At 70.5% G+C, this 19644-nt stretch carries 20 protein-coding genes, 3 tRNA genes and 2 pseudogenes; 18 read left to right on the forward strand and 7 right to left on the reverse strand.

Features of this window, described 5'->3' with window-relative positions:
- Window positions 1-359 precede the first annotated feature (359 nt).
- From ACWJ6R_RS01500 to htpX, 5 genes and pseudogenes are all read left to right on the forward strand, one after another.
- Entirely contained in the window at window positions 360-899 is a 540-nt protein-coding gene (locus ACWJ6R_RS01500) for an NADH-quinone oxidoreductase subunit J family protein (protein ID WP_449060463.1), read from the forward strand.
- Window position 900: 1 nt separating this feature from the next.
- Window positions 901-1203: pseudogene (gene nuoK / locus ACWJ6R_RS01505) on the forward strand (NADH-quinone oxidoreductase subunit NuoK); the annotation flags it as partial.
- A 239-nt stretch (window positions 1204-1442) separates the two neighbouring features.
- Window positions 1443-3404: an NADH-quinone oxidoreductase subunit 5 family protein gene (locus tag ACWJ6R_RS01510; protein ID WP_449060464.1), complete on the forward strand. Its 1962-nt coding sequence runs from the start codon at window positions 1443-1445 to the stop codon at window positions 3402-3404.
- A 759-nt stretch (window positions 3405-4163) separates the two neighbouring features.
- Window positions 4164-7040, forward strand: a complete 2877-nt coding sequence (locus tag ACWJ6R_RS01515; protein ID WP_449060465.1) for an NADH-quinone oxidoreductase subunit M — start codon at window positions 4164-4166, stop codon at window positions 7038-7040.
- 98 nt (window positions 7041-7138) lie between these two features.
- A pseudogene (gene htpX, locus ACWJ6R_RS01520) lies at window positions 7139-7989 on the forward strand (zinc metalloprotease HtpX).
- Window positions 7990-8006: 17 nt separating this feature from the next.
- Here the strand turns inward: htpX and ACWJ6R_RS01525 are convergent.
- The gene (locus ACWJ6R_RS01525) at window positions 8007-8582 is read right to left on the reverse strand and encodes a pyridoxamine 5'-phosphate oxidase family protein (protein ID WP_449060466.1); all 576 of its coding nucleotides are present in this window, start codon (window positions 8580-8582) and stop codon (window positions 8007-8009) included.
- Between the two features lie 256 nt (window positions 8583-8838).
- Between ACWJ6R_RS01525 and ACWJ6R_RS01530 the strand changes: the two genes are divergently transcribed.
- From ACWJ6R_RS01530 to ACWJ6R_RS01540, 3 genes are all read left to right on the forward strand, one after another.
- Window positions 8839-10059 carry a YncE family protein gene (locus ACWJ6R_RS01530; RefSeq protein ID WP_449060467.1) on the forward strand — a complete coding sequence of 407 codons (1221 nt, stop codon included), beginning with the start codon at window positions 8839-8841 and terminating at the stop codon, window positions 10057-10059.
- A gap of 42 nt (window positions 10060-10101) precedes the next feature.
- Window positions 10102-10677, forward strand: coding sequence for a hypothetical protein (locus ACWJ6R_RS01535; protein WP_449060468.1), 576 nt, complete (start codon window positions 10102-10104; stop codon window positions 10675-10677).
- Window positions 10678-10810: 133 nt separating this feature from the next.
- A complete protein-coding gene (locus ACWJ6R_RS01540; protein ID WP_449060469.1) occupies window positions 10811-11377 on the forward strand; it encodes an HflX-like GTP-binding protein in 567 nt (188 codons plus the stop codon).
- Window positions 11378-11384: 7 nt separating this feature from the next.
- Here the strand turns inward: ACWJ6R_RS01540 and ACWJ6R_RS01545 are convergent, their stop codons facing one another.
- Complete coding sequence (locus ACWJ6R_RS01545; protein WP_449060470.1) at window positions 11385-11543, reverse strand: hypothetical protein; 159 nt, start codon at window positions 11541-11543, stop codon at window positions 11385-11387.
- 233 nt (window positions 11544-11776) lie between these two features.
- Between ACWJ6R_RS01545 and ACWJ6R_RS01550 the strand changes: the two genes are divergently transcribed.
- Window positions 11777-12307, forward strand: coding sequence for a TetR/AcrR family transcriptional regulator (locus tag ACWJ6R_RS01550; RefSeq protein ID WP_449060471.1), 531 nt, complete (start codon window positions 11777-11779; stop codon window positions 12305-12307).
- Between the two features lie 178 nt (window positions 12308-12485).
- Here ACWJ6R_RS01550 and ACWJ6R_RS01555 read toward each other — a convergent pair whose 3' ends face one another.
- Window positions 12486-12866: a nuclear transport factor 2 family protein gene (locus ACWJ6R_RS01555; RefSeq protein ID WP_449060472.1), complete on the reverse strand. Its 381-nt coding sequence runs from the start codon at window positions 12864-12866 to the stop codon at window positions 12486-12488.
- Window positions 12867-12942: 76 nt separating this feature from the next.
- Between ACWJ6R_RS01555 and ACWJ6R_RS01560 the strand changes: the two genes are divergently transcribed.
- Window positions 12943-13593 (forward strand): TetR/AcrR family transcriptional regulator, encoded by a 651-nt coding sequence (locus ACWJ6R_RS01560; protein WP_449060473.1) that lies wholly within the window; start codon window positions 12943-12945, stop codon window positions 13591-13593.
- Between the two features lie 92 nt (window positions 13594-13685).
- On the opposite strand, the gene ACWJ6R_RS01565 is transcribed toward ACWJ6R_RS01560, so the two are convergent.
- Window positions 13686-14180, reverse strand: a complete 495-nt coding sequence (locus ACWJ6R_RS01565) for a YajQ family cyclic di-GMP-binding protein (RefSeq protein WP_189237025.1) — start codon at window positions 14178-14180, stop codon at window positions 13686-13688.
- A 329-nt stretch (window positions 14181-14509) separates the two neighbouring features.
- Between ACWJ6R_RS01565 and ACWJ6R_RS01570 the strand changes: the two genes are divergently transcribed.
- A tRNA-Tyr gene (locus ACWJ6R_RS01570) sits at window positions 14510-14594 on the forward strand.
- Between the two features lie 116 nt (window positions 14595-14710).
- Here the strand turns inward: ACWJ6R_RS01570 and ACWJ6R_RS01575 are convergent.
- From ACWJ6R_RS01575 to ACWJ6R_RS01585, 3 genes are all read right to left on the reverse strand, one after another.
- A complete protein-coding gene (locus tag ACWJ6R_RS01575) occupies window positions 14711-14929 on the reverse strand; it encodes an SgcJ/EcaC family oxidoreductase (RefSeq protein WP_449060474.1) in 219 nt (72 codons plus the stop codon).
- Between the two features lie 30 nt (window positions 14930-14959).
- Window positions 14960-15268: a hypothetical protein gene (locus tag ACWJ6R_RS01580; RefSeq protein WP_449060475.1), complete on the reverse strand. Its 309-nt coding sequence runs from the start codon at window positions 15266-15268 to the stop codon at window positions 14960-14962.
- 70 nt (window positions 15269-15338) lie between these two features.
- On the reverse strand, window positions 15339-15758 hold the full coding sequence (locus ACWJ6R_RS01585) for a RidA family protein (RefSeq protein ID WP_449060476.1): 420 nt from the start codon (window positions 15756-15758) through the stop codon (window positions 15339-15341).
- A 145-nt stretch (window positions 15759-15903) separates the two neighbouring features.
- On the opposite strand from ACWJ6R_RS01585, the gene ACWJ6R_RS01590 reads away from it, so the two are divergent.
- The 7 genes from ACWJ6R_RS01590 to ACWJ6R_RS01620 all read left to right on the forward strand — a co-directional run bounded on the left by ACWJ6R_RS01590 (window position 15904) and on the right by ACWJ6R_RS01620 (window position 19404).
- Window positions 15904-15979 (forward strand) — tRNA-Thr (locus ACWJ6R_RS01590).
- A 201-nt stretch (window positions 15980-16180) separates the two neighbouring features.
- Window positions 16181-16254, forward strand: a tRNA-Met gene (locus tag ACWJ6R_RS01595).
- A gap of 79 nt (window positions 16255-16333) precedes the next feature.
- A complete protein-coding gene (gene rpmG, locus ACWJ6R_RS01600) occupies window positions 16334-16498 on the forward strand; it encodes a 50S ribosomal protein L33 (RefSeq protein ID WP_030921771.1) in 165 nt (54 codons plus the stop codon).
- A 274-nt stretch (window positions 16499-16772) separates the two neighbouring features.
- Window positions 16773-17219 (forward strand): MaoC family dehydratase N-terminal domain-containing protein, encoded by a 447-nt coding sequence (locus ACWJ6R_RS01605; RefSeq protein ID WP_449060477.1) that lies wholly within the window; start codon window positions 16773-16775, stop codon window positions 17217-17219.
- Window positions 17219-17647, forward strand: a complete 429-nt coding sequence (locus tag ACWJ6R_RS01610) for a MaoC family dehydratase (protein ID WP_449060478.1) — start codon at window positions 17219-17221, stop codon at window positions 17645-17647. The genes ACWJ6R_RS01605 and ACWJ6R_RS01610 overlap by 1 nt, the downstream gene beginning before the upstream one ends.
- Before the next feature lie 97 nt (window positions 17648-17744).
- Complete coding sequence (locus tag ACWJ6R_RS01615; protein ID WP_449060479.1) at window positions 17745-18113, forward strand: hypothetical protein; 369 nt, start codon at window positions 17745-17747, stop codon at window positions 18111-18113.
- 121 nt (window positions 18114-18234) lie between these two features.
- Window positions 18235-19404: a UDP-N-acetylmuramate dehydrogenase gene (locus ACWJ6R_RS01620; protein WP_449060480.1), complete on the forward strand. Its 1170-nt coding sequence runs from the start codon at window positions 18235-18237 to the stop codon at window positions 19402-19404.
- The last annotated feature ends 240 nt before the right edge of the window (window positions 19405-19644 follow it).

The following is a 19644-nucleotide window of genomic DNA, read 5'->3' on the forward strand; positions in this document are numbered from 1 at the left end:
CCGGCCCCGGCCACAGGCCGAGCCCGCCGCAGAATCCCCTGCCGAATCCCCCCGTCGGCCCCCCCCGTCGAACCCGGTCCCGCCGCGGAGCCTCCTGCCGGGCCCGGTCCCGCGCGGGCGGAGGGAGCGGAGCGGCCGAGGCGCAGGGCATCGGCCAGGCACGCCAGCGTCCGGGCGATCAGACCGCCGGGGGCGCTCCCGAAGAAGGAAGGCCCGCCCGAGGGAGGATCCCCGGAAGGCCCGTCCACAGGTGGGCCGTCCGGCGGGGATCCGTCCACAGGCGGGAGCGGCGGGCCTCCGGCGAAGGGCGGACCGGGGGAGACTTCCACCACGGACCCGGGCGGCGGTGAGGAGGAGTCATGACGCAGGCGGTGCCGTCCTACCTGTCGCCGACCGGGCAGGAGGTCGTCTTCCTCCTCCTGGGAGTGCTGGCCGTCGGTTCGGCGCTGCTGGTCGTGACCACTCGGCAGCTCGTCCACGCCGCGCTCTGGCTGGTCGTCTGCTTCGGCGCGCTCGCCGGGTGCTATCTGGTCCTGACGGCCGAGTTCGTGGCGTGGGTCCAGGTGCTGATCTACGTCGGGGCCGTCGTCGTCCTGCTCCTGTTCGGCATCATGCTCACCCGCGCCCCGATCGGGAGGGCCGCCGACCTCGACAGCGGCAACAGGGTCGCCGCCGCGGTCGTCGCCCTCGCGACCGCCGCCGTCCTGGTCACCGTGGTCGTCGACGGCTTCCACACGGCCTACGCCCCTCTGGAGCCGGGCCGCGGTTCGGCGGATGAGCTCGGCTCCAGCATCTTCCGCACCTGGGTGCTCCCCTTCGAGGCGCTCTCGGTCCTGCTGCTGGCCGCGCTGATCGGAGCCATCGTCATCTCCCGCACCGACATCCACGGGAGGCGGTGACGTGCACATCGTCTATCCGGCGGTCGTCTCGGCGCTGCTGTTCTCCATCGGTGTGTACGGCGTGCTCGCCCGCCGCAACACCATCCTCGTCCTGATGTCCGTCGAGCTCATGCTCAACGCGGTCAACCTCAACCTGGTCGCCTTCGACGTCTGGCTGCGCGACCGGCTCCACGGCGGCCAGGTCCTCACGCTCTTCGTCATCGTGATCGCCGCCGCCGAGGTCGGCCTCGGCCTCGCGATCATCCTCGCGCTCTACCGCAACCGCCGGACCGTCGACCTCGACCGCCTGCGCGCCCTGGCCGAACCCGGCGCCCCCGTTCCGGACGGCGCCTCCGGTCCGGACGGTCCCGGCAGCGATGCCTCCGGTCCGGGCGGTCCCGAACCCGGCGCCCCCGGTTCAGACGGTCCCGAACCCGGCGCCCCCGCGCCGGGAGCTCCCGCCGGGGCGTCCCGCTTCGAAGCCCTCACGACCCTCACGACCGCGTCCGGTGCCCCGGCACCGGACCGTGACGGCATCGGCGAGGATCCCGGGACGGTGACGCCGTGATCGCCCTCGCCGCCCTCGCCGTCGCCCTGCCGTTCCTGTCCGCGGTCGTGGCGCTGCTGGGATCGCGCTGGCCGGGGCACGCCCGGGGCGGACCCGCCGACACGGCCGCGAACCGCCGGGCCGCCTGGATCGCCGTCGTCCCCACCGCCGCCTCCACCGCCCTCACGGCCTGGCTGGCCTACACCCACTGGACGCGGTTCGGCGACGAGGGGGGAGCGCCGTTCCCGTTCGCGGACGCATCCGACGTCCCCTCCGTCACCGGGACGCTCACCGTCGTGGAGACGGGCTCGGTGCCGATCTCCCTCGGCCTCCAGCTCGACGGCCTGTCCACGGCCATCGCGGTCCTGGTCACCGTCGTCGCGCTCACCGTGCAGGTCTACTCGATCGGCTATCTGCGCGGCGACCGCCGCTACCCGTCCTACAGCGCGTTCATCAGCCTGTTCACCGCCGCGATGCTGCTGGTCGTCTACGCCGCCGACCTCCTCGTCCTCTACGTGGGCTGGGAGGTCATGGGCCTCTGCTCCTACCTGCTGATCGGCCACTGGTGGGAGGACCGCGCCAACTCCCGGGCGGCGGTCAAGGCGTTCCTGGTCACCCGCGTAGGCGACGTCGGCTTCCTGTTCGGCGTCTTCGTGCTCGGCACGGCCGCCGGCAGTTTCAGGATCGACGACGTCCTCGCCGCGGCCATGAACATCTCGCCCGTCGATGCGGGGGGCACGGGCACGGCGATGCCCGTCAGCACGCTGACCATCGCGACGATGCTGATCCTCGCGGGAGTGGCGGGCAAGAGCGCCCAGGCCCCGCTGCACACCTGGCTTCCCGACGCGATGGCCGGTCCGACTCCCATCAGCGCCCTCATCCACGCGGCCACCATGGTCGCCGCCGGGATCTTCGTCGTCGTCCGGCTGCACACGCTCTTCGTCCTCGCGGACCTCACCCTGAACGTCCTCGCCGTCCTGGCCGCCCTCGGCATGCTCGGCGCCGCCCTCGCGGCCCTCGCCCAGGACGACCTCAAACGGGTCCTGGCCTACTCCACGATCAGCCAGCTCGCCTACATGGCGGCGGCGCTGGCCGCGGATTCCGACGAAGCCGCGGTCTTCCACCTGATCACCCACGGCGCCTTCAAGGCCCTGCTCTTCCTCTGCGCGGGAGCGGTCATCCACGCGGTCGGCTCCAACCTGATGAGCGCGATGGGCGGCCTGCGCCGGGAACTGCCCGTCACCTTCGCGGCGATGACGATCGGCTTCGCGGCCCTGGTAGGCCTCCCGCCGACCAGCGGCTTCTTCAGCAAGGACGAGGTCCTGGTCGCCGTCGAGCGGGCCGTCTCGCACGGGCCGCTCACCGACGCCGCCGCCCTGCTGCTGTACGGCAGCGCCCTGGCCACGGTCGCGGTGACCGGCGCCTACGCCACCCGCGCCTGGCTGCGCACCTTCTTCGGGGAGCGTCCCGCGGTCGCCCTTCCCGAGCCGGCTCCCGGCACGGCCCACGTGATCGACGTCCACGAGGCTCCGGCCACCATGCGCCGGCCGATCCTGGTGCTCGCGGTGCCCGCCCTCCTGCTGGGCTTCGCCGGTACCGCCGGCGTGCACTGGGGCACCGCCGCGCTGAGCGTCGCGGTGGCGCTGCTGGGCGCCGGGGCGGTCTACGCGATGTGGCGCAGCGACCCGCGGGCCGACCCCGCCCGCCTGCTCGGCCCCTTCCGGGTCCCCTGCGAGCGGGCCTTCTCCATCGACTCCGCCTACCGGGCGCTGTTCGTCCGCCCGGTCCTCGCCCTCGCCGGACTGGTCGTCCGCACCGACGACCGGGCGGTGGACGGCGCGGTGCGCGGTTCCGGCCGGGCGACCCTCGGACTGTCGGGCCTGATGCGGTCGGCGCAGAACGGCAACCTGCAGCTCTACCTGACGGGCCTGCTCGCGGGCGTGCTGCTCATCGCGGTCGGGGCGGTGGTGTTCGGATGAGTTCCCTCCTGGCACAGGAGACCGGCGCGGCGGGGCTGCTCCCGGTCCACAGGGTATGTCCGCTCCCGACTCCCCGGGCGGGGCTGCTCCCGATTCGCCGGGTATGCCCGCTCCCGACTCCCCGGGCGGGGCTGCTCCCGATTCGCCAGGTATGTCCGCTCCCGATCCGCCGGGAGGCGGTGTGCCGATGAGCTGGGTGCCGATCGCGCTTCTCGCGGTGCCGCTGGCCGGGGCCGCCGCGCTGCTGGCGCCGCTCCCGGCGGACGCGGCGGCCAGGGGACGGCTGCTGAGGCTACACGGGCTGACCGTCTCCGGGATCACGTTCCTGCTGGCGGTGATGCTGGCGGCCGGGTTCGACCACACCGACCCCGCACGCGTGCAGTTCACGACCGACCTCGCCTGGATCCCCGGGCTGGACCTCCGTTTCCACCTCGGCGTCGACGGGATCTCGCTCCCGCTGGTCGTGCTGACCGCGCTGCTGACCTTCCTGTGCTTCGTCTACCTGTGCTGGGGCCGCTCCGACGGCCCCGGGCAGCTGCTGCGGCCCCGGCCGGGCGGCAACCGCCCCCGGGCCCTGGTGTTCACCCTGCTGGTCCTCGAAGTCGGCATGATCGGCACGTTCCTCGCGCTCGACCTGCTGCTCTTCTTCGTCTTCTTCGAGATCGTCCTCATCCCGATGTACTTCGTGATCGCCGTCTGGGGCGCGGCCGGCGCGCGGCGGCGACCAAGTTCATCCTCTACACGCTGCTCGGCTCGGTCGTGCTCCTCGTCGGCCTGCTGCTCGTCTGGGCGCAGACCGGCACTCTGGACATGGTCGCCCTCGCCGGGGCGCAGGGCACCGGGATGTCCCGGGCCGTGCAGATCATCGCCTTCCTGGCGATCGGCGCCGGGCTAGCGGTCAAGACTCCGATGTGGCCGCTGCACACCTGGTTGCCGGACGCCCACACCGAGGCGCCCACGGTCGGTTCCGTGCTGCTCGCCGGCGTGCTGCTCAAGATGGGCACCTACGGCTTCGCCCGCATCGCGATCCCGGTCCTGCCCGACGGCGCCGCCGCCGTCGCCCCCTGGCTCGGCGCACTCGCGGTGGTCGGCATCGTCTACGGCTCGCTCGCGTGCCTGGCCCAGCGCGACCTCAAGCGGATGATCGCCTACTCCTCGATCGGCCACATGGGCTTCGTGCTGCTCGGCTTCGCCACGCTCACCCCGGTCGGGGTCAACGCCGCCCTGTTCGGCAACATCGCGCACGGCCTGATCACCGGCCTGCTGTTCTTCGTCGCCGGAGCGGTCAAGGAGCGGTACGGCACCGCCGACATGCCCACGCTCGGCGGAGGCCTGCTGCTACGGCTGCCGCATCTCGGATCCGTGCTGACCTTCGCCTGCGTCGCCTCCCTCGGACTGCCCGGCCTGGCAGGCTTCTGGGGGGAGATGCTCGCCCTGCTCGGCGCCTTCGAGCCCGCTCCCGGCCTGTCCCGCCCGCTCTTCCTGACCTTCATGGCCGTCGGCGGCCTCGGCACCGTGCTCACCGCCGCCTACTTCCTGATGATGCTCTCGCGCGTCACGCACGGCCGCCCCACCGAGACCGTCCACGCCCCGGTGCTGGCCGGCCCCGGCGGGAGCACGGGTGGAGGCATCACTCTCAGCGAGGGCACCGGTGGAGGCACCGGTCCCGGCGGAAGCACCGATGAGGGCCCCGGCCCCGGAGACGGCGGTGGTGGCGGAGGGGGGATCCGGGACGTCAGGGCCTACGAGGTGGCCGCCTGGACACCCCTGATCGGACTGATCCTGCTGTTCGGCCTCTGGCCGAAGGCCCTGCTGCTCATCACCGACCCGGTGGTCCGGACCTTCGTGGGGCCCGTGATCCAGTCGATCGACCACTACGCGATCGCGCCGCCGCTGATCCTCGCGCTGACCGCGGGGCTCGTCCTGCTCCTGGACGCCTTCCTGCCCCGCAGGCCGTACTCCCGGCCGCTGCTGGGCGCGGTGACGATGGCCGGGGTGCTCGGGGCGCTGGGCGTGGTCGTGACGCAGGCCCTGCGCACCGGTGCCCCCCTGCGGACCTTCTGCGTGCCCGAAGGCCTGGCCGGGCCCTCCCAGAGCGGGCTCATCCCGTCCGGGCCGGTGGGCGGCGGATCCCCGGTGGGGGACATGCCCGCCGTCGCCGGGGGCCCCTCCTGCTCGTTCGTGGTGGACGGCTTCACGCTCGTCTTCGCGGGACTCGCGCTGGCGGCCGGGGTCGTGGTGGTGCTGCTGTCGATGGCGGAGATCTCTTCCGGAACCGACGTCCCCGCCGGGGAGTGGCACTTCCTGCTGCTCTGCGTGCTGACCGGCGCGGTGGCCCTGCCCGCGGCCCGCGACCTGGTCATGCTGGTGGTCGCCCTGGAGCTGGTGTCCCTGCCGGTCTTCGCGCTCACGGCGCTGAGACGCTACGACGGCCGCGCCTCGGAGGCCGCGGTCAAGCTCTTCCTGGTCTCGGTGGTCTCCACGGCGGTGATGCTCTTCGGGGTCTCCCTGCTCTATGGCGTGACCGGGACCGTCCACCTCGACCGGATGGCGCACGCCCTGCGGCGGTACACGCCGTGGTCCGGCGCGGCTCCCGCTCCGGTGGAGGAGAACGGGCAGGCCTACGCCTCCTCGCTGCAGATCTTCTATGACCTGCCGCCCGTGCTCACCGTGGCCATGGTGCTGGTCCTGGCGGGATTCGCCTTCAAGGTCGCGGCGGTGCCGTTCCACGCGTGGGCCGCGGACGTCTACCAGGGGGCGCCGGTCCCGGTCGCCGCACTGCTCTCGGTGATCTCCAAGGCCGCGGGGTTCGCGGGCCTGATCCTCATCCTGGTCGCGGCCCTGCCCGCCCAGGCGGCGGTCTGGGCTCCGATCATCGCGATCGTGGCGGCGCTGACCATGACCGCCGGGAACCTCCTGGCCCTCCGGCAGCGCCACGCGGTCCGCCTGCTCGCCTGGTCGTCCGTGGCCCAGTCCGGCTACATCCTCGCCCCCCTCGGCGTCCAGACCCGCGAGGCGGCGAACGCCTCGATCGCCTACCTGGTGTTCTACGCCGCGATGAACCTGGGGGCGTTCGCCGTGGTCATGCTCGTGTCGAGGCGGGACGGGCAGGAGGGGATCGACGGCTACCGGGGACTGGCCTTCCGCAGTCCCGTGGCGGGCCTGTCGCTGGTGTTCTTCCTGATCTGCCTGGCCGGACTGCCGCCGGGCCTGGCCGGGCTGTTCGCCAAGATCGTGGTTTTCCGGGAGATCGTCGACGGCGGCGGGGCATGGCTGGTCGCCGTGATGGCGGTCAACACCGTGATCGGCCTCTACTACTACGTCACCTGGGCCGCGCGGATCCTCACCCCGGCCGCGGCCCGAGTGCCGGCCGCCGACGGGACCGGCACGACCACCGAGCCGCCGGGTGCCGCCACCAGAACGTCTGGCGCCGAGCGGGCCCCCGATGCCGTCTCCGGGACGCCGGATGAGAATCGGGCGGCGTCCGATGAGACCGGTGGGGCGCCCGGCTCGCGTGCCGGATGGCTGCCCGTGGGCGTGGCGATCGTCCTGTCCGGCATCGCCGCGGTGGCCTTCTCGGCGGCCCCGCAGGCGGTGCTCGACCTGGTGCCGGGGTTCCTGCTCGCCTCGCGCTGAGCGTTCCGGGGAACGCTCGGCCAGGCCGGAGACGTTGTCACTGCAGAACCAGCATCAACGTCACTGTAGGAACCAGCGTCAACCGGGCGGGAGATGTCGTGCGGCACAACGGTCTGCGCACCGCGATCCTTCTGGGCGCGCTGTCCGCGGTGATCATCGCGGTGGGGGCGTGGCTGGGAGGCGGCGTCGGCGTACAGATCGCGGTCGTGATCGCCCTGCTGGGCAACGGCGTCTCCTACTTCCTCTCCGACCGGATCGCGCTGTCCGCGATGCGTGCCCGGCCGGTGGGAGAGGTCGAGCAGCCGGTCCTCTACCGGATCGTGCGCGAGCTCTCCACCGAGGCCCGCCAGCCCATGCCGCGGCTCTACGTCTCTCCGACCATGCAGCCCAACGCCTTCGCCACCGGACGCAACCCGCGCAACGCCGCGGTCTGCGTCACCTACGGCATCACCCGGCTCCTCGACGAACGGGAGCTGCGCGGGGTCATCGGCCACGAGCTGTCGCACGTCTACAACCGGGACATCCTGATCTCCTCGGTGGCCGGAGCACTCGCCACGATGATCACCTACCTCGGCTACGTCGGCATGTTCTTCGGCGGCGGGGACGACGACGAGGGGCCGGGTTTCCTCGGCGCGCTGCTGATGATGGTGCTCGGCCCGGTGGCGGCCGGCATGATCCAGATGGCGATCTCCCGCTCCCGGGAGTACCAGGCGGACGAGTCGGCGCCCGGCTGACCGGTGACCCGCTGGCACTCGCCTCGGCGCTGCGGAAGATCGAGATGGGTGCGAGGGAGCTCCCGCTCCCGGAGAACGGCCGCCTCGCCTCGACCTCGCACCTCATGATCGCCAATCCCTTCCGGGGTGCGGGGATCGGCCGGATGTTCTCCACCCACCCGCCCACCGCCGAACGGGTCGCCCGCCTGGAGCGCATGGCCGGTTACCGCCGCTGAGCTCCGTACCGGGAGCCCTAGGAGTGCAGGACGGCCGGGTCGGTCTCCTCCGGTGAGAGTCCGGGGATGCCGTCGATGCTCTCGCGGTTGTTCTTGGCCCGGTAGGCGCGTTTGGCCTTGGTGTCCTTGCGCTGGGCCCATTCGTCCAGCAGCGTGCGGTCCTGGTCGTAGGACATGAAGGGGACGGAGAAACCGCAGGAGTCGGCGATGCGGTCGCAGTCGACGACGATGACCGATCTCACGCCCGGATGCGGGCCGAACCTCGCGAGCAGTTCGGAGAAGCCGGGGTCCTCCGGCACGACGACGCGGCCCGTGCCGTACAGGCGCACGATGTTGGGCGGGCCCGAGAAGGCGCAGAACATGATCGTGATGCGACCGTTCTGGCGGAGGTGGGCGATGGTCTCCACGCCGCTGCCGTCGAGATCGAGGTAGGCGACCGTGGTGTCGTCGATGACGGTGAAGGTGTCGGAGTATCCCTTGGGGGAGACGTTGACGTGGCCGCCCTGCTCAGGAGCGGTGGCGACGAAGTAGACCGGCTGCGCTCCGATGAACGCGCGCAGCCGGTCGTCGATTCTGTCGTGGATTTTCCCCATGAAAGGGAAGATAACCGAGCTCACCCGCCCGGCAACCACCACGTCCAGAGACCGGACTCGATCTTGAAGGAGTCCGGCCTGCGGGCGTGCCGGTCCCCGCGCCGACCGTCCCCGCACGGCGGAGGTGATGTCGGCATTGTCGCCGGATGACAGTCCGGCGGCCGGAGTTTGACTCCGGGGCGGCTATTAAGTGTGACACGCATCACACACAATTGCCGATCATGTCTGATGTCGGGGGCCGTCGAAAGGATCGGGGATGGCTGTCTCCCGCACCGCTCTCCGCAGGCGCCTGCGTCGGCTGGCCGCGTCGGTGAGCACCGCCGCCGTCACCCTCGCCGGCACGAACGCGGCCTGGGGCACGGCACGCACCGAGCCGCTGCGAGACGTGCTGCTGGTCGGCAACGCCCAGGCGGGCACGGTCAGCTTCATTGACGGCCGCACCTTCCAGAACCTGGGCTCGCTCGACGCGATTCCCGACCTGCAGGAGCGGCTCGCGGCGATGAACCCCGTGGAGAGGGCCGGATACGAGGCGGTCAACGCCGCGCAGGGCTACCGGAAGTTCGTCGACGACATGGCGCTCTCCCCGGACGGCCGGACGCTCTACGTCTCCCGCGGCAACCTCGCCGACGTGGTCGCCTTCGACGTCAAGGCCCGCAGGATCCTGTGGCGCCACAAGATCGAAGGGTTCAAGGCCGACCACGCCGCGCTCTCCCCGGACGGCACCGAGTTCGTCGTCTCCGCGCTGACCGCCGCCAAGGCGGTGGTCCTGGACACGGCCGACGGGCGGCCCGTCGCCTCCTTCCCGACCGGGACCTATCCGCACGGCAACGACTACTCCCCGGACGGGACGCTGCTGTACAACCAGAGCATCGGCATCACCTCGCTGCCCAGGGCGATGAACCTCCTCAAAGGGGACAAGCGGGTGACGGTGGTCGACGCCCGGACGCACCGGGTCCTGCGGACCCACCGATTCGCCTACGGTGTGAGGCCCTCGGTGTTCACCGCCGACAACAGGTACATGTACGCCCAGCTGTCCTACCTCAACGGGTTCATCGAGTACGACCTGAACACCGGCAGGACCGTCCGCACGGTCACCATGCCGTTCAGCGACAGGGCCCGGTCCATGTCCCCGGACGCCTACCCGCAGAACTCCGCCCACCACGGCATGGCGCTCTCCGGGGACGAGCGGAAGCTCTGCATGGCGGGCACGATCGACGACTACGTGGCGATCGTCGACCGGCCCTCGCTCTCCGTCGCCGGATATCGCCACTACACCGCCGACAGCCTGCCGTACTGGACCGCCACCAGCGTGGACGGCCGGCACTGCTTCGTCTCCCTCAGCAACCAGGACGTCGTCTCCGTGATCGACTACGCCACCGCCGAGGAGGTCGCACGTGTCCCGGTGGGACGATTCCCCCAGCGGGAGCGCCTCGGTGCCGCGCCCCAGGACGTGCTGGACTCGCTCGCCACCGGCTGACGGCCGGTCGAACCGATCAGGCGGGGCGGACGTCCCAGCATCATGAGGATCACCCACCGGATCGCCGTCGCCGTCGAAACGAGGGGCACCCGTCGGGTCACGGCCGCCGTCGCAGTGAGGGCCACCCGCCGGATCGCTGTCGCCGCCGTCCTCTCCGTGGTCGCGGTGAGTGCGACGGCCGTACTGCTCGCCCGGTCGGCGGACGAATCGCCGCCGGTGCCGGCCACCTGCCCGCAACGCTGGGGCGGTGAGCGCCCCGGCGGCTGGGTGCCCGCCGCCGCGGACATCGACGGAGCCGACGAGTCGCTGGTGCCCGGCTCACCGATCCAGGCGTTGATCTGCGCCTATCCCGGTGACAACACACGACCGGGCGGTGAACGGCTGGCCGGGTCTCGGACCTTGACGGACCAGGTCGGAGCGATGGCCCGCGACCTGGGATACGTGCCGGTGACCGCCAGCGACCGCCGTCGCCCGTGCACGCTGATGGGCGGGACGGCGACGAGCTACCTGATCCGGTTCGCCTACCCTGACGGCCGGGCCCTGTGGCTGGGCGAGGAACCGCCCACGACGAGTTCCGGCTCTCGTTCGGCTATCCGGACGGGCCTTCGGCCGGGGTGACCGTCCTGCCGGGCTGCAGGCCCGGCGTGAACAACGAACTGCTCCAAGCCGATCTCGACGACCCCGTCAAGAACCTCCTGATGCGGCTCGCTCCGCCGGGCTGAGCGAGACCTGGCTCTCGGGCTACTTCGTCTTGTCCGACCGCCTGGATGGGGAAAGCATCGTCCAGGTCCTGAGCCCTGACATCTTGATCGGAGTCTCGATCCACGTTGATGTCTGGCACGACAGGCTGAACATCGATCATCTGCTCGGTACCGTGTTGGTCGTGAAGCCGCATCGACGTCTGCAGCGGGACCGTCGTCCGCGGAAGATCCGGACCGGGGGGAGAGCGCCGCATCTTCCGCCCGTGGTCCTGGCAGGCAAGGACGCTCTCCTCGTCGGATACTTCTCCGCCAAGCAGAAGCGGTACGCCGTACTCATGGACGAACTGGCCGCTGCGGTCGGGAATCTCGGCGCCCGGGTGGTGGGCCGCTTCGTGCAGCGCCGGGGCGTCTCCGACGGCGGTGTGAGGACGATGGACCGGCCCTATTCGTCCCGCACGCTGGTGAGCGGAGGCAAGGCGCGAGAGATCGCGTCGGCTTGCGAAATGACCGGGGTGGAGGCGGTCGTCTTCCTCAACCCGTTGACGGACCATCAGCGCGAGGTGCTCTCAGAAACCTTCGGTTGCCCCGTGATCAGCGCTGTCGACCTGCAGGGATGACCGGTGCCTACTCCGGGCTGGGTGGTTCGGCGCCGGTCCAGACACGTTCGAAGAAGCTACCGAGGTAGATCACCGCGGTGTTGTCGGTCTCGGTGCGGGTCAGATAAGTGACCGGCGCGTCGGGGGGCTCGGGCGCCGTAGGCGCGCAGGTCGACCAGGAGGTCATCTTCCGCGTGGTAGATCGGGTTGTAGAGCACCGTGCGGTGGAGCCGGACCTCGATCCCGTCGGCATCTCGAAGCGGCCGCAAGGGGGTGAAGGCGTTCCGCACGTGGGCGGCCATGACGTCACCTCCGGAGAGCGCCGGTTCGCGCCGCGGTAACCGCCATAGTGGTGCAAGGCATCGTGAAGCCACCCCCGATCGCGTCGACGGCGGCTCCGACGCCTGCCAGCACTTCAGCTTGCTCGTCCTCCGGGAGCCAGGTGAGGCTCGAAGGCGTGCGGTCGCCGCCGAGGCGGGCGTCACCAAGGGTGTCCTGCATCGGCACTTCGCCGACTTCGACGCCTTCCTCGTCGATCTCGTGCAAGAGCGCATCGCCCGGATCGACGATCAGGCCGCGGCCTTGCGCGAGGCCGCCGGGAGCGACAACCTCACCGGCGCGCTGATGGACCTGTTCGACCCGGTCGCGGTGGCGATCGTCGGTCTCGTCATCTTCCGGGACGAGCTGCGCGTCCGGCTGCGCCAAGCCAGGCCGGGCCGTGGCATCACGGTCCTTGCGGAGGCCGCGACCATGATCTCCTCTTACCTCGACAACGAGTGCGAGCTGGGCCGCATCGCGGTCGATACCGACGCCGACGCGCTCGCGCTCCCGCTGATCGGGGCCGGGCACCTGCTGTTCGCCGAGAGGGAGGGCGGCCCACCGGACGCCGGAGCCGTCGGCAAGGTCGTGATCGCGGTCATCGCCGACGTCGTGCAAAGACGGTTGCTCTGAGCTCCTCGGCAGCGGCCTTCCGGTCCGAAGCCTTCGGCCCACCTGAAGCTTCAAACCGAGAACAGACCCCAGGGGTCCGGCTTCTGAGTTCTGGAGGCCGCGGACGGGCGTGAGTCCGTGGCCCGGGACCTGAGTGCGGCGGCTGTGCTCCGCCGCGGTCGTCCGCGGGCGCCGGCGCTCAGGACGCCGTGGTCTGCAGCGCGGAGGCGATCGCGAGCGGATTCTGATACTCCCGCCAGCGGGCGATCCGTCCCTCACGGACGGTCAGCACGCCGACGAACGGGGCCGCGGCGGACACTCCCGTCGTGGCCATCGTCGCGGCCAGCTCGTACTCGACGACGATGGTGCGGGGGTCGGTGGTGTCGTGTACGGCCAGCGCGCGGCAGTCGTCGAAGCGGAAGGCCAGGACCGCGGTCCGGCCTTCGACCCGGCTGGGCCGTCCGGGCGCGGCGAACGGCATCTCCAAAATGACGTCCTCGGTGAGCGATTCGTCGTCGAAGACGGTCTCGTTGGCGATCCAGCGCTCACGCATGCGGTCGAAGGCCTCGCGTGGGGTCATACCTGCCTCCGGGATAAGATGAGTAGCGACTCGACTTAAGATAATGAGTCGAGACTCATTTTCCAAGGGGGTCGGCGTGCGGGCGGATGCGCAGCGCAACCGGGAACGCATCCTTGACGCGGCCGAGGAGGTGTTCGCGCACCGCGGTACGTCGGCGTCCACCGAGGAGGTGGCCCGGCTGGCCGGCGTGGCGATCGGCACGGTCTTCCGGCATTTCCCGACCAAGGACGACCTGCTGGCGGCGATCCTGAAACGCCTGCTGGCACGGCTGGCGGAGGAGGCGGCGACACTTGGTGGGGCGGACGGCCTGCACGTCTTCTTCCGCCGACTGGTCGAGCAGGCGGCGACCAAGCGCGCGGTGGTCGACCTGGCCGGCGTCAGCGTCCCGGGGGCGGTGGGTCAGCTGGGCGAGGCGGTGGGTGAGCTGTTGCGCCAGGCGCAGGCCGCGGGCACGGTACGCGGTGATGTCGGCCGGCCCGAGGTGATGGCTCTGCTGGTGAGCGTCTGCCAAGGCGCCTGCAGGGCGGCTGGGACGTGGAGCTGCAAGAACGGACACTTGCCGTCATCTTCGCCGGCCTGGCCGCGTAGGCGTCGTCCGCCGGGTCGGGACGTCGGCTTCCGCGGGATGAGCAGGATGGCGAGGCCGAGGTCTTTCCGCCGTTCCGAGGGAGATCTCGTGGCACCGGACGGGCCGCACCGCTCGGAGCGGGGAGCGGCCGGGGCTTAGGAGATCTCCGGCCCCGGCCGTGTGCCCTGGATGTGCGCTGATCAAGACGGGAATCACAAGACCCCAGGTCAGAGCGTTGATTGCCCGCCAGGTTAACGGTAGTTCGTGAACTGGAGGGCGAGGTCCAGGTCCTTGCCCTTGAGGAGGGCGATGACCTCCTGGAGCTCGTCCCGCTTCTTGGAGCTCACGCGCAGTTCGTCACCCTGGATCTGCGCCTTGACGCCCTTGGGGCCCTCATCCCGGATGATCTTCGAGATCTTCTTGGCGCTCTCCTGGTCGATGCCCTCCTTGAGGGTGACCACGAGGCGGTAGTCCTTGCCGGACAGCTTGGGCTCACCCGGGTCAAGGATCTTGAGAGACAGGCCTCGCTTGATCAGCTTCTCCTTGAACACGTCAAGGACGGCGTTGGCGCGCTCTTCGCTATTGGCCTTGATCTCGACGGCCTTCTGGCCGCCGGACCATGCGATGCTCGCGCCGGTGCCCTTGAAGTCGAACCGGTGCCCGATCTCCTTGACCGTCTGGTTCAGCGCGTTGTCGGCCTCCTGATGGTCGATCTTGCTGACGATGTCGAAACTGCTGTCGGCCATGCGTCGACTGTCCTCTCTAGCTCTCTCGATGACCCTAGCGCTTTGCCTGTCAGCCCATGATGAAGGTGATCGTCGACATCATGGTGCCGGTTCCAACACTGAAACCGGTTCGGATGGCGGGACGGAAGGTGGCGGGAGCCGGAGGCCGAGAAGACCGCTCGGCACGGACCCATCGGCCGTGTTCACGGCCTCGGATGCCGTAGCCGGACCGTGGGCGCGGGTCCGTGGACTCCGGCGCGACAGGCCGGTGCTGGGAGCCGCCGCCGATGTCACGTCACGTCCGGAAGTCCGCTATTCTTCTTCATGTCGCCGCCTCGAGCGGATGATGCGGCAGGTTGCCCGAGTGGTCAAAGGGAGCGGTCTGTAAAACCGTCGGCTCAGCCTACGCAGGTTCAAGTCCTGCACCTGCCACCAGCAAAACTGGCAGCTTAGAGGCCCTCCGGGGCCTCTTTTGCTTTCCCGGGACATGCGTCCCCGGGCGACCGGCCGACGCCACGGCCCCGTTCGGGGGTGATCCTCGTAGTCGTCGGTCAGGAGTCGAGCACCTGGGTGTTCTGGCAGGCGGCCAGGCGCCAGTGGCCGTCCTCCTTGGACATGACGTACAGCGGGCTCCCCTCGTCCCCGACCGGTCGGCCGTCGAGGGTCAGATACCGCTGGCGCACCTTGACGGCGGCGACGTCGGAACGGATGAACAGTACGTGCACCACCTCGTAGACGGGTGTCATGTCGTTCATCGCGCCAGGGAGCACCCGGCGGGTGAACAGCGCGCGTGGCGCCCGTCACCCGCTGAGCGCGGCCCACAGGGTGGCGAACTCCTCGGCGGTCAGTGGGCTCAGGCCGAAGTCGTCAGGATAGAGCGGGCCTTCGGCCAGGAAGCCGTGCTCATCCTCCATGCGGTGCCACGAGTACTGGCGGGCGAGACCGTCGGCGCCGAGTTCGGCGTGCCTGACCGGCCAGTACTCGCCTCCGTCGTCGAGGACCGTCTCGAACAGCCACACATGGCCGGCGGCGTCGACCCCGTGCCAGTACAGGTGGGGGCGGTCGCTCTCGTCGAGGGCCCGGATCGCCTGCCTGCGCTGATCCTGCACTGGTCCTCCCCATCGGTGGGAAATCGGTAGGAAAGTCGGCAGGCGGACCCGGCCGTGCTTCCTCTCCTCATCATCGGGGAGACGGGGGGTCGGCCGGAACCGCGGCGACCGCCTCGATCTCGATCAGGATGTCAGGCCGGAACAGGCCAGCGACCTGGACGAGCGAGCTCGTGGGCGGCCGCTCCGGATCGATGAACTCGTCGCGTACGGCCCGCACGACGGGCAGCGCCGAGGTGTCGACAACGAAGATCGTCAACTTGAACACGTGCTCCCAGGCCGCTCCGGCCGCCTCGAGGGCGGCACCGACGTTCCGCATGACCAGGCGGGTCTGGGCCTCCCAGTCGCCGGCGGCGGCGGGCGTGCCGTCCGCGGCGATCGGGACCTGGCCCGAGGTCCAGACGAGCCGGCTGCCCGGTGGAACGCTCGCGACGTGGCTGTAGCCGTTGGTCGCGGGCAGCGTCGGCGGGGTGCCGAACTCGATGTGCGTCATGCGTTCTCCTTCGTGCGCGCCCGGGCGGGCGGTGCCCGGGCCGGACGGGACCGTACCGGAACGGGGTGTGCGATCTGATTTCGCATCGCGCGCGCCGGACGTGTATGGTTACACCTGTCCGCAGCGCGAGAGCGACAGCGGACAGGCCCCTATAGCTCAGTCGGCAGAGCGTCTCCATGGTAAGGAGAAGGTCAACGGTTCGATTCCGTTTGGGGGCTCCACAGCCTGAATGCCCTGGCCTTATGGTTGGGGCTTTTGGCTTGGGTGGACTCGATGCAGCCACCTGGAAATGCTCAAGGTTCCCGGCGCGTGGGCGGGCACATCGGGGCAAACCCCTGATAGTGGCTCCGACCTGCACAGGTACGCGGTCGCTCCGCGAGTCGGGTATCCTTGCGGAGGCCGGTCGATTTCGTCGGCCTCAAGGCGGAGTAGCTCAGTCAGGCAGAGCAAACGGCTCATAATCGTTGTGTCGCCGGTTCAAGTCCGGCCTCCGCTACTACCCTCCCGGGCTCCCTTCCCTAGAAGGAGCCCTGGCGTGGGTTGTCCCAGTCCCGAACGTAGAAAGGCACTCCCACGTGGCTGCCACCGACGTTAGGCCCAAGATCACGCTGGCCTGCCAGGAGTGCAAGCACCGCAACTACATCACGCGGAAGAACCGGCGTAACGACCCGGACCGGCTTGAGCTCAAGAAGTACTGCCCCAACTGCAAGACGCACCAGGCGCACCGCGAGACCCGCTAGTCTCCGCGCGGCCCTCCGCTCCGGTGGAGGATGAGCGCTTCTGCAGCTCTACAGCTCTGCGGCATTCACATATTCATTCGACGGCCGGCGTCCTCTCCGAGGGCGCCGGTTTGTTGTTTCCGGACAGCTTTCCCTCGCGGGTGTTGACCGTGCTCCACACCCGGATGAGCCCTTGATCAGGCTACGGTTTCCTGGTGGCCGTCGGGGGACTGCTCTCCCGAATGTTGTTCTGTTAATGTCGGCCTCACCAGCTCGGATTCCGCAAAGGAGCACGATGGCTCTGAACCGTGATTTCGTCGGGCGGGCGTCCGCGCCCTCCTCGCCCTACGAGGTCAGTCGCGTGAAGATCAAAGAGTTCGCGACGGCGATCGGGGACAACAACCCCATCTACCGGGACAGGGAGGCCGCGCAAGCAGCCGGTCACCCGGACGTCGTGGCCCCGCCGACCTTCCCCATCGTGTTCAGCCTGGCCGGAGGGGCGATCCTGGCCGACCCCGAGCTCGGCCTGAACTTCGCGATGGTCGTCCACGGCGAGCAGCGCTTCCAGTACCAGCGGCCCATCTACGCCGGTGACGAGCTGGTCAGCGTCTCGACCGTGACCGACATCCGCAGCGTCGGCCGCAACGAGTTCATCACCGTGCGAAGCGATGTGACGACCGTCGGGGGCGAGCCCGTCTGCACGACCTACAACACCATCGTCGAGCGTGGAGGAGCGGGCTGATGGCCGCGACGGTCAAGTACGACGACATCGAGGTGGGCCAGAAGATCCCGGCCGCGGACTACCCGGTCCGCCGCGCGAGCCTGGTGATGTACGCCGGCGCCTCGGGCGACTTCAACCCCATCCACTGGAACGAGCGCTTCGCCAAGACCGTGGGGCTGCCCGACGTCATCGCCCACGGCATGTTCACCATGGCCCAGGGGGGACGCTTCGTCACCGACTGGGCAGGGGACCCCGCCGCGGTCGTCGACTACGGTGTGCGCTTCTCCTCCATGGTGGTCGTCCCGGACGACGAGAAGGGCGCCGTCATCACGGTGAGCGGCGTGGTCGAGGAGAAGCTCGAGGACAAGCGCGTGGTGGTCGCCCTGACCGCCAAGTGCGACGGCTCGCGGGTGCTCTCCAAGGCTCGCGCGGTGGTCCAGCTCTCATAGGGGGCGCCGGAGCTCCTTCGACGCCGCTGCGGATCGAGCGGTCCGGCCGCGGATCGGGGCGAGAATCTTCCCCCGGTCCGTGGGTAGGCGTCCGGGCATGAGCGAAACACCACGTCACGTCAGTGAGCGGGCCGAGGAACGGGCCGGTGAGAGGGTCCACGACCGGCCCGTGGAGGAGGCCGCCGAGACCGCGAGGCGGGGCGGTTCCCCCGAGAGGGCGGACCCGCCCGGCGCCAAGCTGCTCGCCGACGAGGAGGCGGCACCGGAGCAGGTGCCCGAGGGGTCCGAGCTCGTCGGCCGGGAGGGTGACAACGAGCTGGAGGGCAACCCCGAACGGGCGGTCTCCTCCCAGCGTCTCTGGGATGGGAGCCTGTCGGTGTCGCGGCTGGACGAGGCCATGCCGCAGGGCCAGGACGAGGATCCCGCGGGCTCCCCGGGACCGTCCCCACGTGACGCGGCCACCTGACCGCCCGGACCGGTGCGACGGCGCGGCCACCTGACCGCCCGGACCGAGCCTGTCCGTGTCCGGGATGTTCGGGGCCACATAGGCTGGTCGCGAATTTTGTCGGGTCTGCTGGGGATGGGGCATGGCTGAGCGGGTCGCAGGGGTACGGCTGGCGCCGTACACGACGTTGGGGCTGGGCGGACCGGCGCGGGCGTTCGTGGAGGCGGGGTCGGCGGAGGAGCTCGTCGGGCTGGTCGCGGAGGCGGACCGGGCGGGCGAGCCGGTGCTCGTGCTCGGCGGTGGCAGCAACCTGGTCGTGGCCGACGCGGGATTCGACGGCCTGGTCGTGCGCGTCGCGTCGCGGGGCGTCGAGACCGACGGCGGCGAGAACGGTGCCGGTGGAGGGAACGGCGGCGGGAACGGTGCCGGTGCCGGTGGAGGGAACGGCGGCGGTGCCGATGGTGGGGACTCCGGCGCCGGCGGCTCCGGCCGGGACGGCGGGGACAGGATCACCGCGCAGGCCGGGGAGGACTGGGACGCGCTGGTCGAGCGGGCCGTGGCGGAGGGGCGGCCGGGGATCGAGTGCCTGTCCGGCATCCCCGGGCTGGTCGGCTCCACCCCGATCCAGAACGTCGGGGCCTACGGGCAGGACGTCTCGCAGACGATAACCGCGGTCCGGGTCTACGACCGCGTGGCGGGCGAGGTGCGGGACCTGACCGCGGACGAGTGCGGGTTCGCCTACCGGAACAGCGCCTTCAAGCAGGAGCCCGGGCGGCACCTCGTGCTCGCGGTCACCTACGCGCTCCCGCGGGACGCCGGGAACGGCGGCCTGTCCGCGCCGATCGCCTACAAGGAGCTGGCCGCCCGGCTGGGCGTCGGCCTCGGCGACCGGGCGCCGCTGGCGGAGGTACGGCAGGCGGTCCTGGCGCTGCGCGCGGGCAAGGGCATGGTCCTCGACCCCGCCGACCCGGACACCCGGAGCGCGGGCTCGTTCTTCACCAACCCGGTGCTGACCGCGCGGGAGGCGGCCGAGCTGGAGCTGCGCGCGCCCGGCTTCCCCCGCTGGGACATGCCCGGCGGCGCGGTGAAGGTCCCCGCGGCCTGGCTGATCGAGAACGCGGGCTTCCCCAAGGGCTACCGGCGCGGCCCGGCCGCGATCTCCACCAAGCACACCCTCGCCCTGACCAACCCGGAGCTGGCGGCGACCACCGAGGACCTGCTCGGCCTCGCCAGGGAGGTCAGGGACGGCGTGCGGGAGAAGTTCGGGGTCACGCTGGTCAACGAGCCTGTGATGGCCGGCACACGGCTGTAGCGGAATGAGCCTCGGGCACCGGGTGTTAAGGTCGGGTGGAAACACCCGAAGGGGAGTAGTCCCAATCGCGTGATCGACATACTGGCGCCCCAGGGCGCCCGGTCACGCGGGCCTGGCATCCGCAGGCGGACGAGACCTTCGGCCTGGCAGGCATACCGAAATCCATGCCGCCGGGCCGAAGACGTGCCCGAGACTCCCCGGGTGCCCCTTCCGGCTCGGTCGCATGCGCGTGAAGGGCGA

The organism is Planomonospora algeriensis, assembly GCF_977012225.1.

Bases quoted from the DNA above. Each gene is read 5' to 3' on its own strand.
- ACWJ6R_RS01535 (WP_449060468.1), top strand. From the start codon at position 10,102: ATGAGGATCACCCACCGGATCGCCGTCGCCGTCGAAACGAGGGGCACC.
- ACWJ6R_RS01620 (WP_449060480.1), top strand. From the start codon at position 18,235: ATGGCTGAGCGGGTCGCAGGGGTACGGCTGGCGCCGTACACGACGTTG.
- ACWJ6R_RS01585 (WP_449060476.1), bottom strand. From the start codon at position 15,758: ATGACGCACATCGAGTTCGGCACCCCGCCGACGCTGCCCGCGACCAAC.
- ACWJ6R_RS01545 (WP_449060470.1), bottom strand. From the start codon at position 11,543: ATGACCTCCTGGTCGACCTGCGCGCCTACGGCGCCCGAGCCCCCCGAC.
- ACWJ6R_RS01610 (WP_449060478.1), top strand. From the start codon at position 17,219: ATGGCCGCGACGGTCAAGTACGACGACATCGAGGTGGGCCAGAAGATC.
- ACWJ6R_RS01605 (WP_449060477.1), top strand. From the start codon at position 16,773: ATGGCTCTGAACCGTGATTTCGTCGGGCGGGCGTCCGCGCCCTCCTCG.
- ACWJ6R_RS01530 (WP_449060467.1), top strand. From the start codon at position 8,839: ATGGCTGTCTCCCGCACCGCTCTCCGCAGGCGCCTGCGTCGGCTGGCC.
- ACWJ6R_RS01525 (WP_449060466.1), bottom strand. From the start codon at position 8,582: ATGGGGAAAATCCACGACAGAATCGACGACCGGCTGCGCGCGTTCATC.
- ACWJ6R_RS01500 (WP_449060463.1), top strand. From the start codon at position 360: ATGACGCAGGCGGTGCCGTCCTACCTGTCGCCGACCGGGCAGGAGGTC.
- ACWJ6R_RS01555 (WP_449060472.1), bottom strand. From the start codon at position 12,866: ATGACCCCACGCGAGGCCTTCGACCGCATGCGTGAGCGCTGGATCGCC.
- ACWJ6R_RS01615 (WP_449060479.1), top strand. From the start codon at position 17,745: ATGAGCGAAACACCACGTCACGTCAGTGAGCGGGCCGAGGAACGGGCC.
- ACWJ6R_RS01565 (WP_189237025.1), bottom strand. From the start codon at position 14,180: ATGGCCGACAGCAGTTTCGACATCGTCAGCAAGATCGACCATCAGGAG.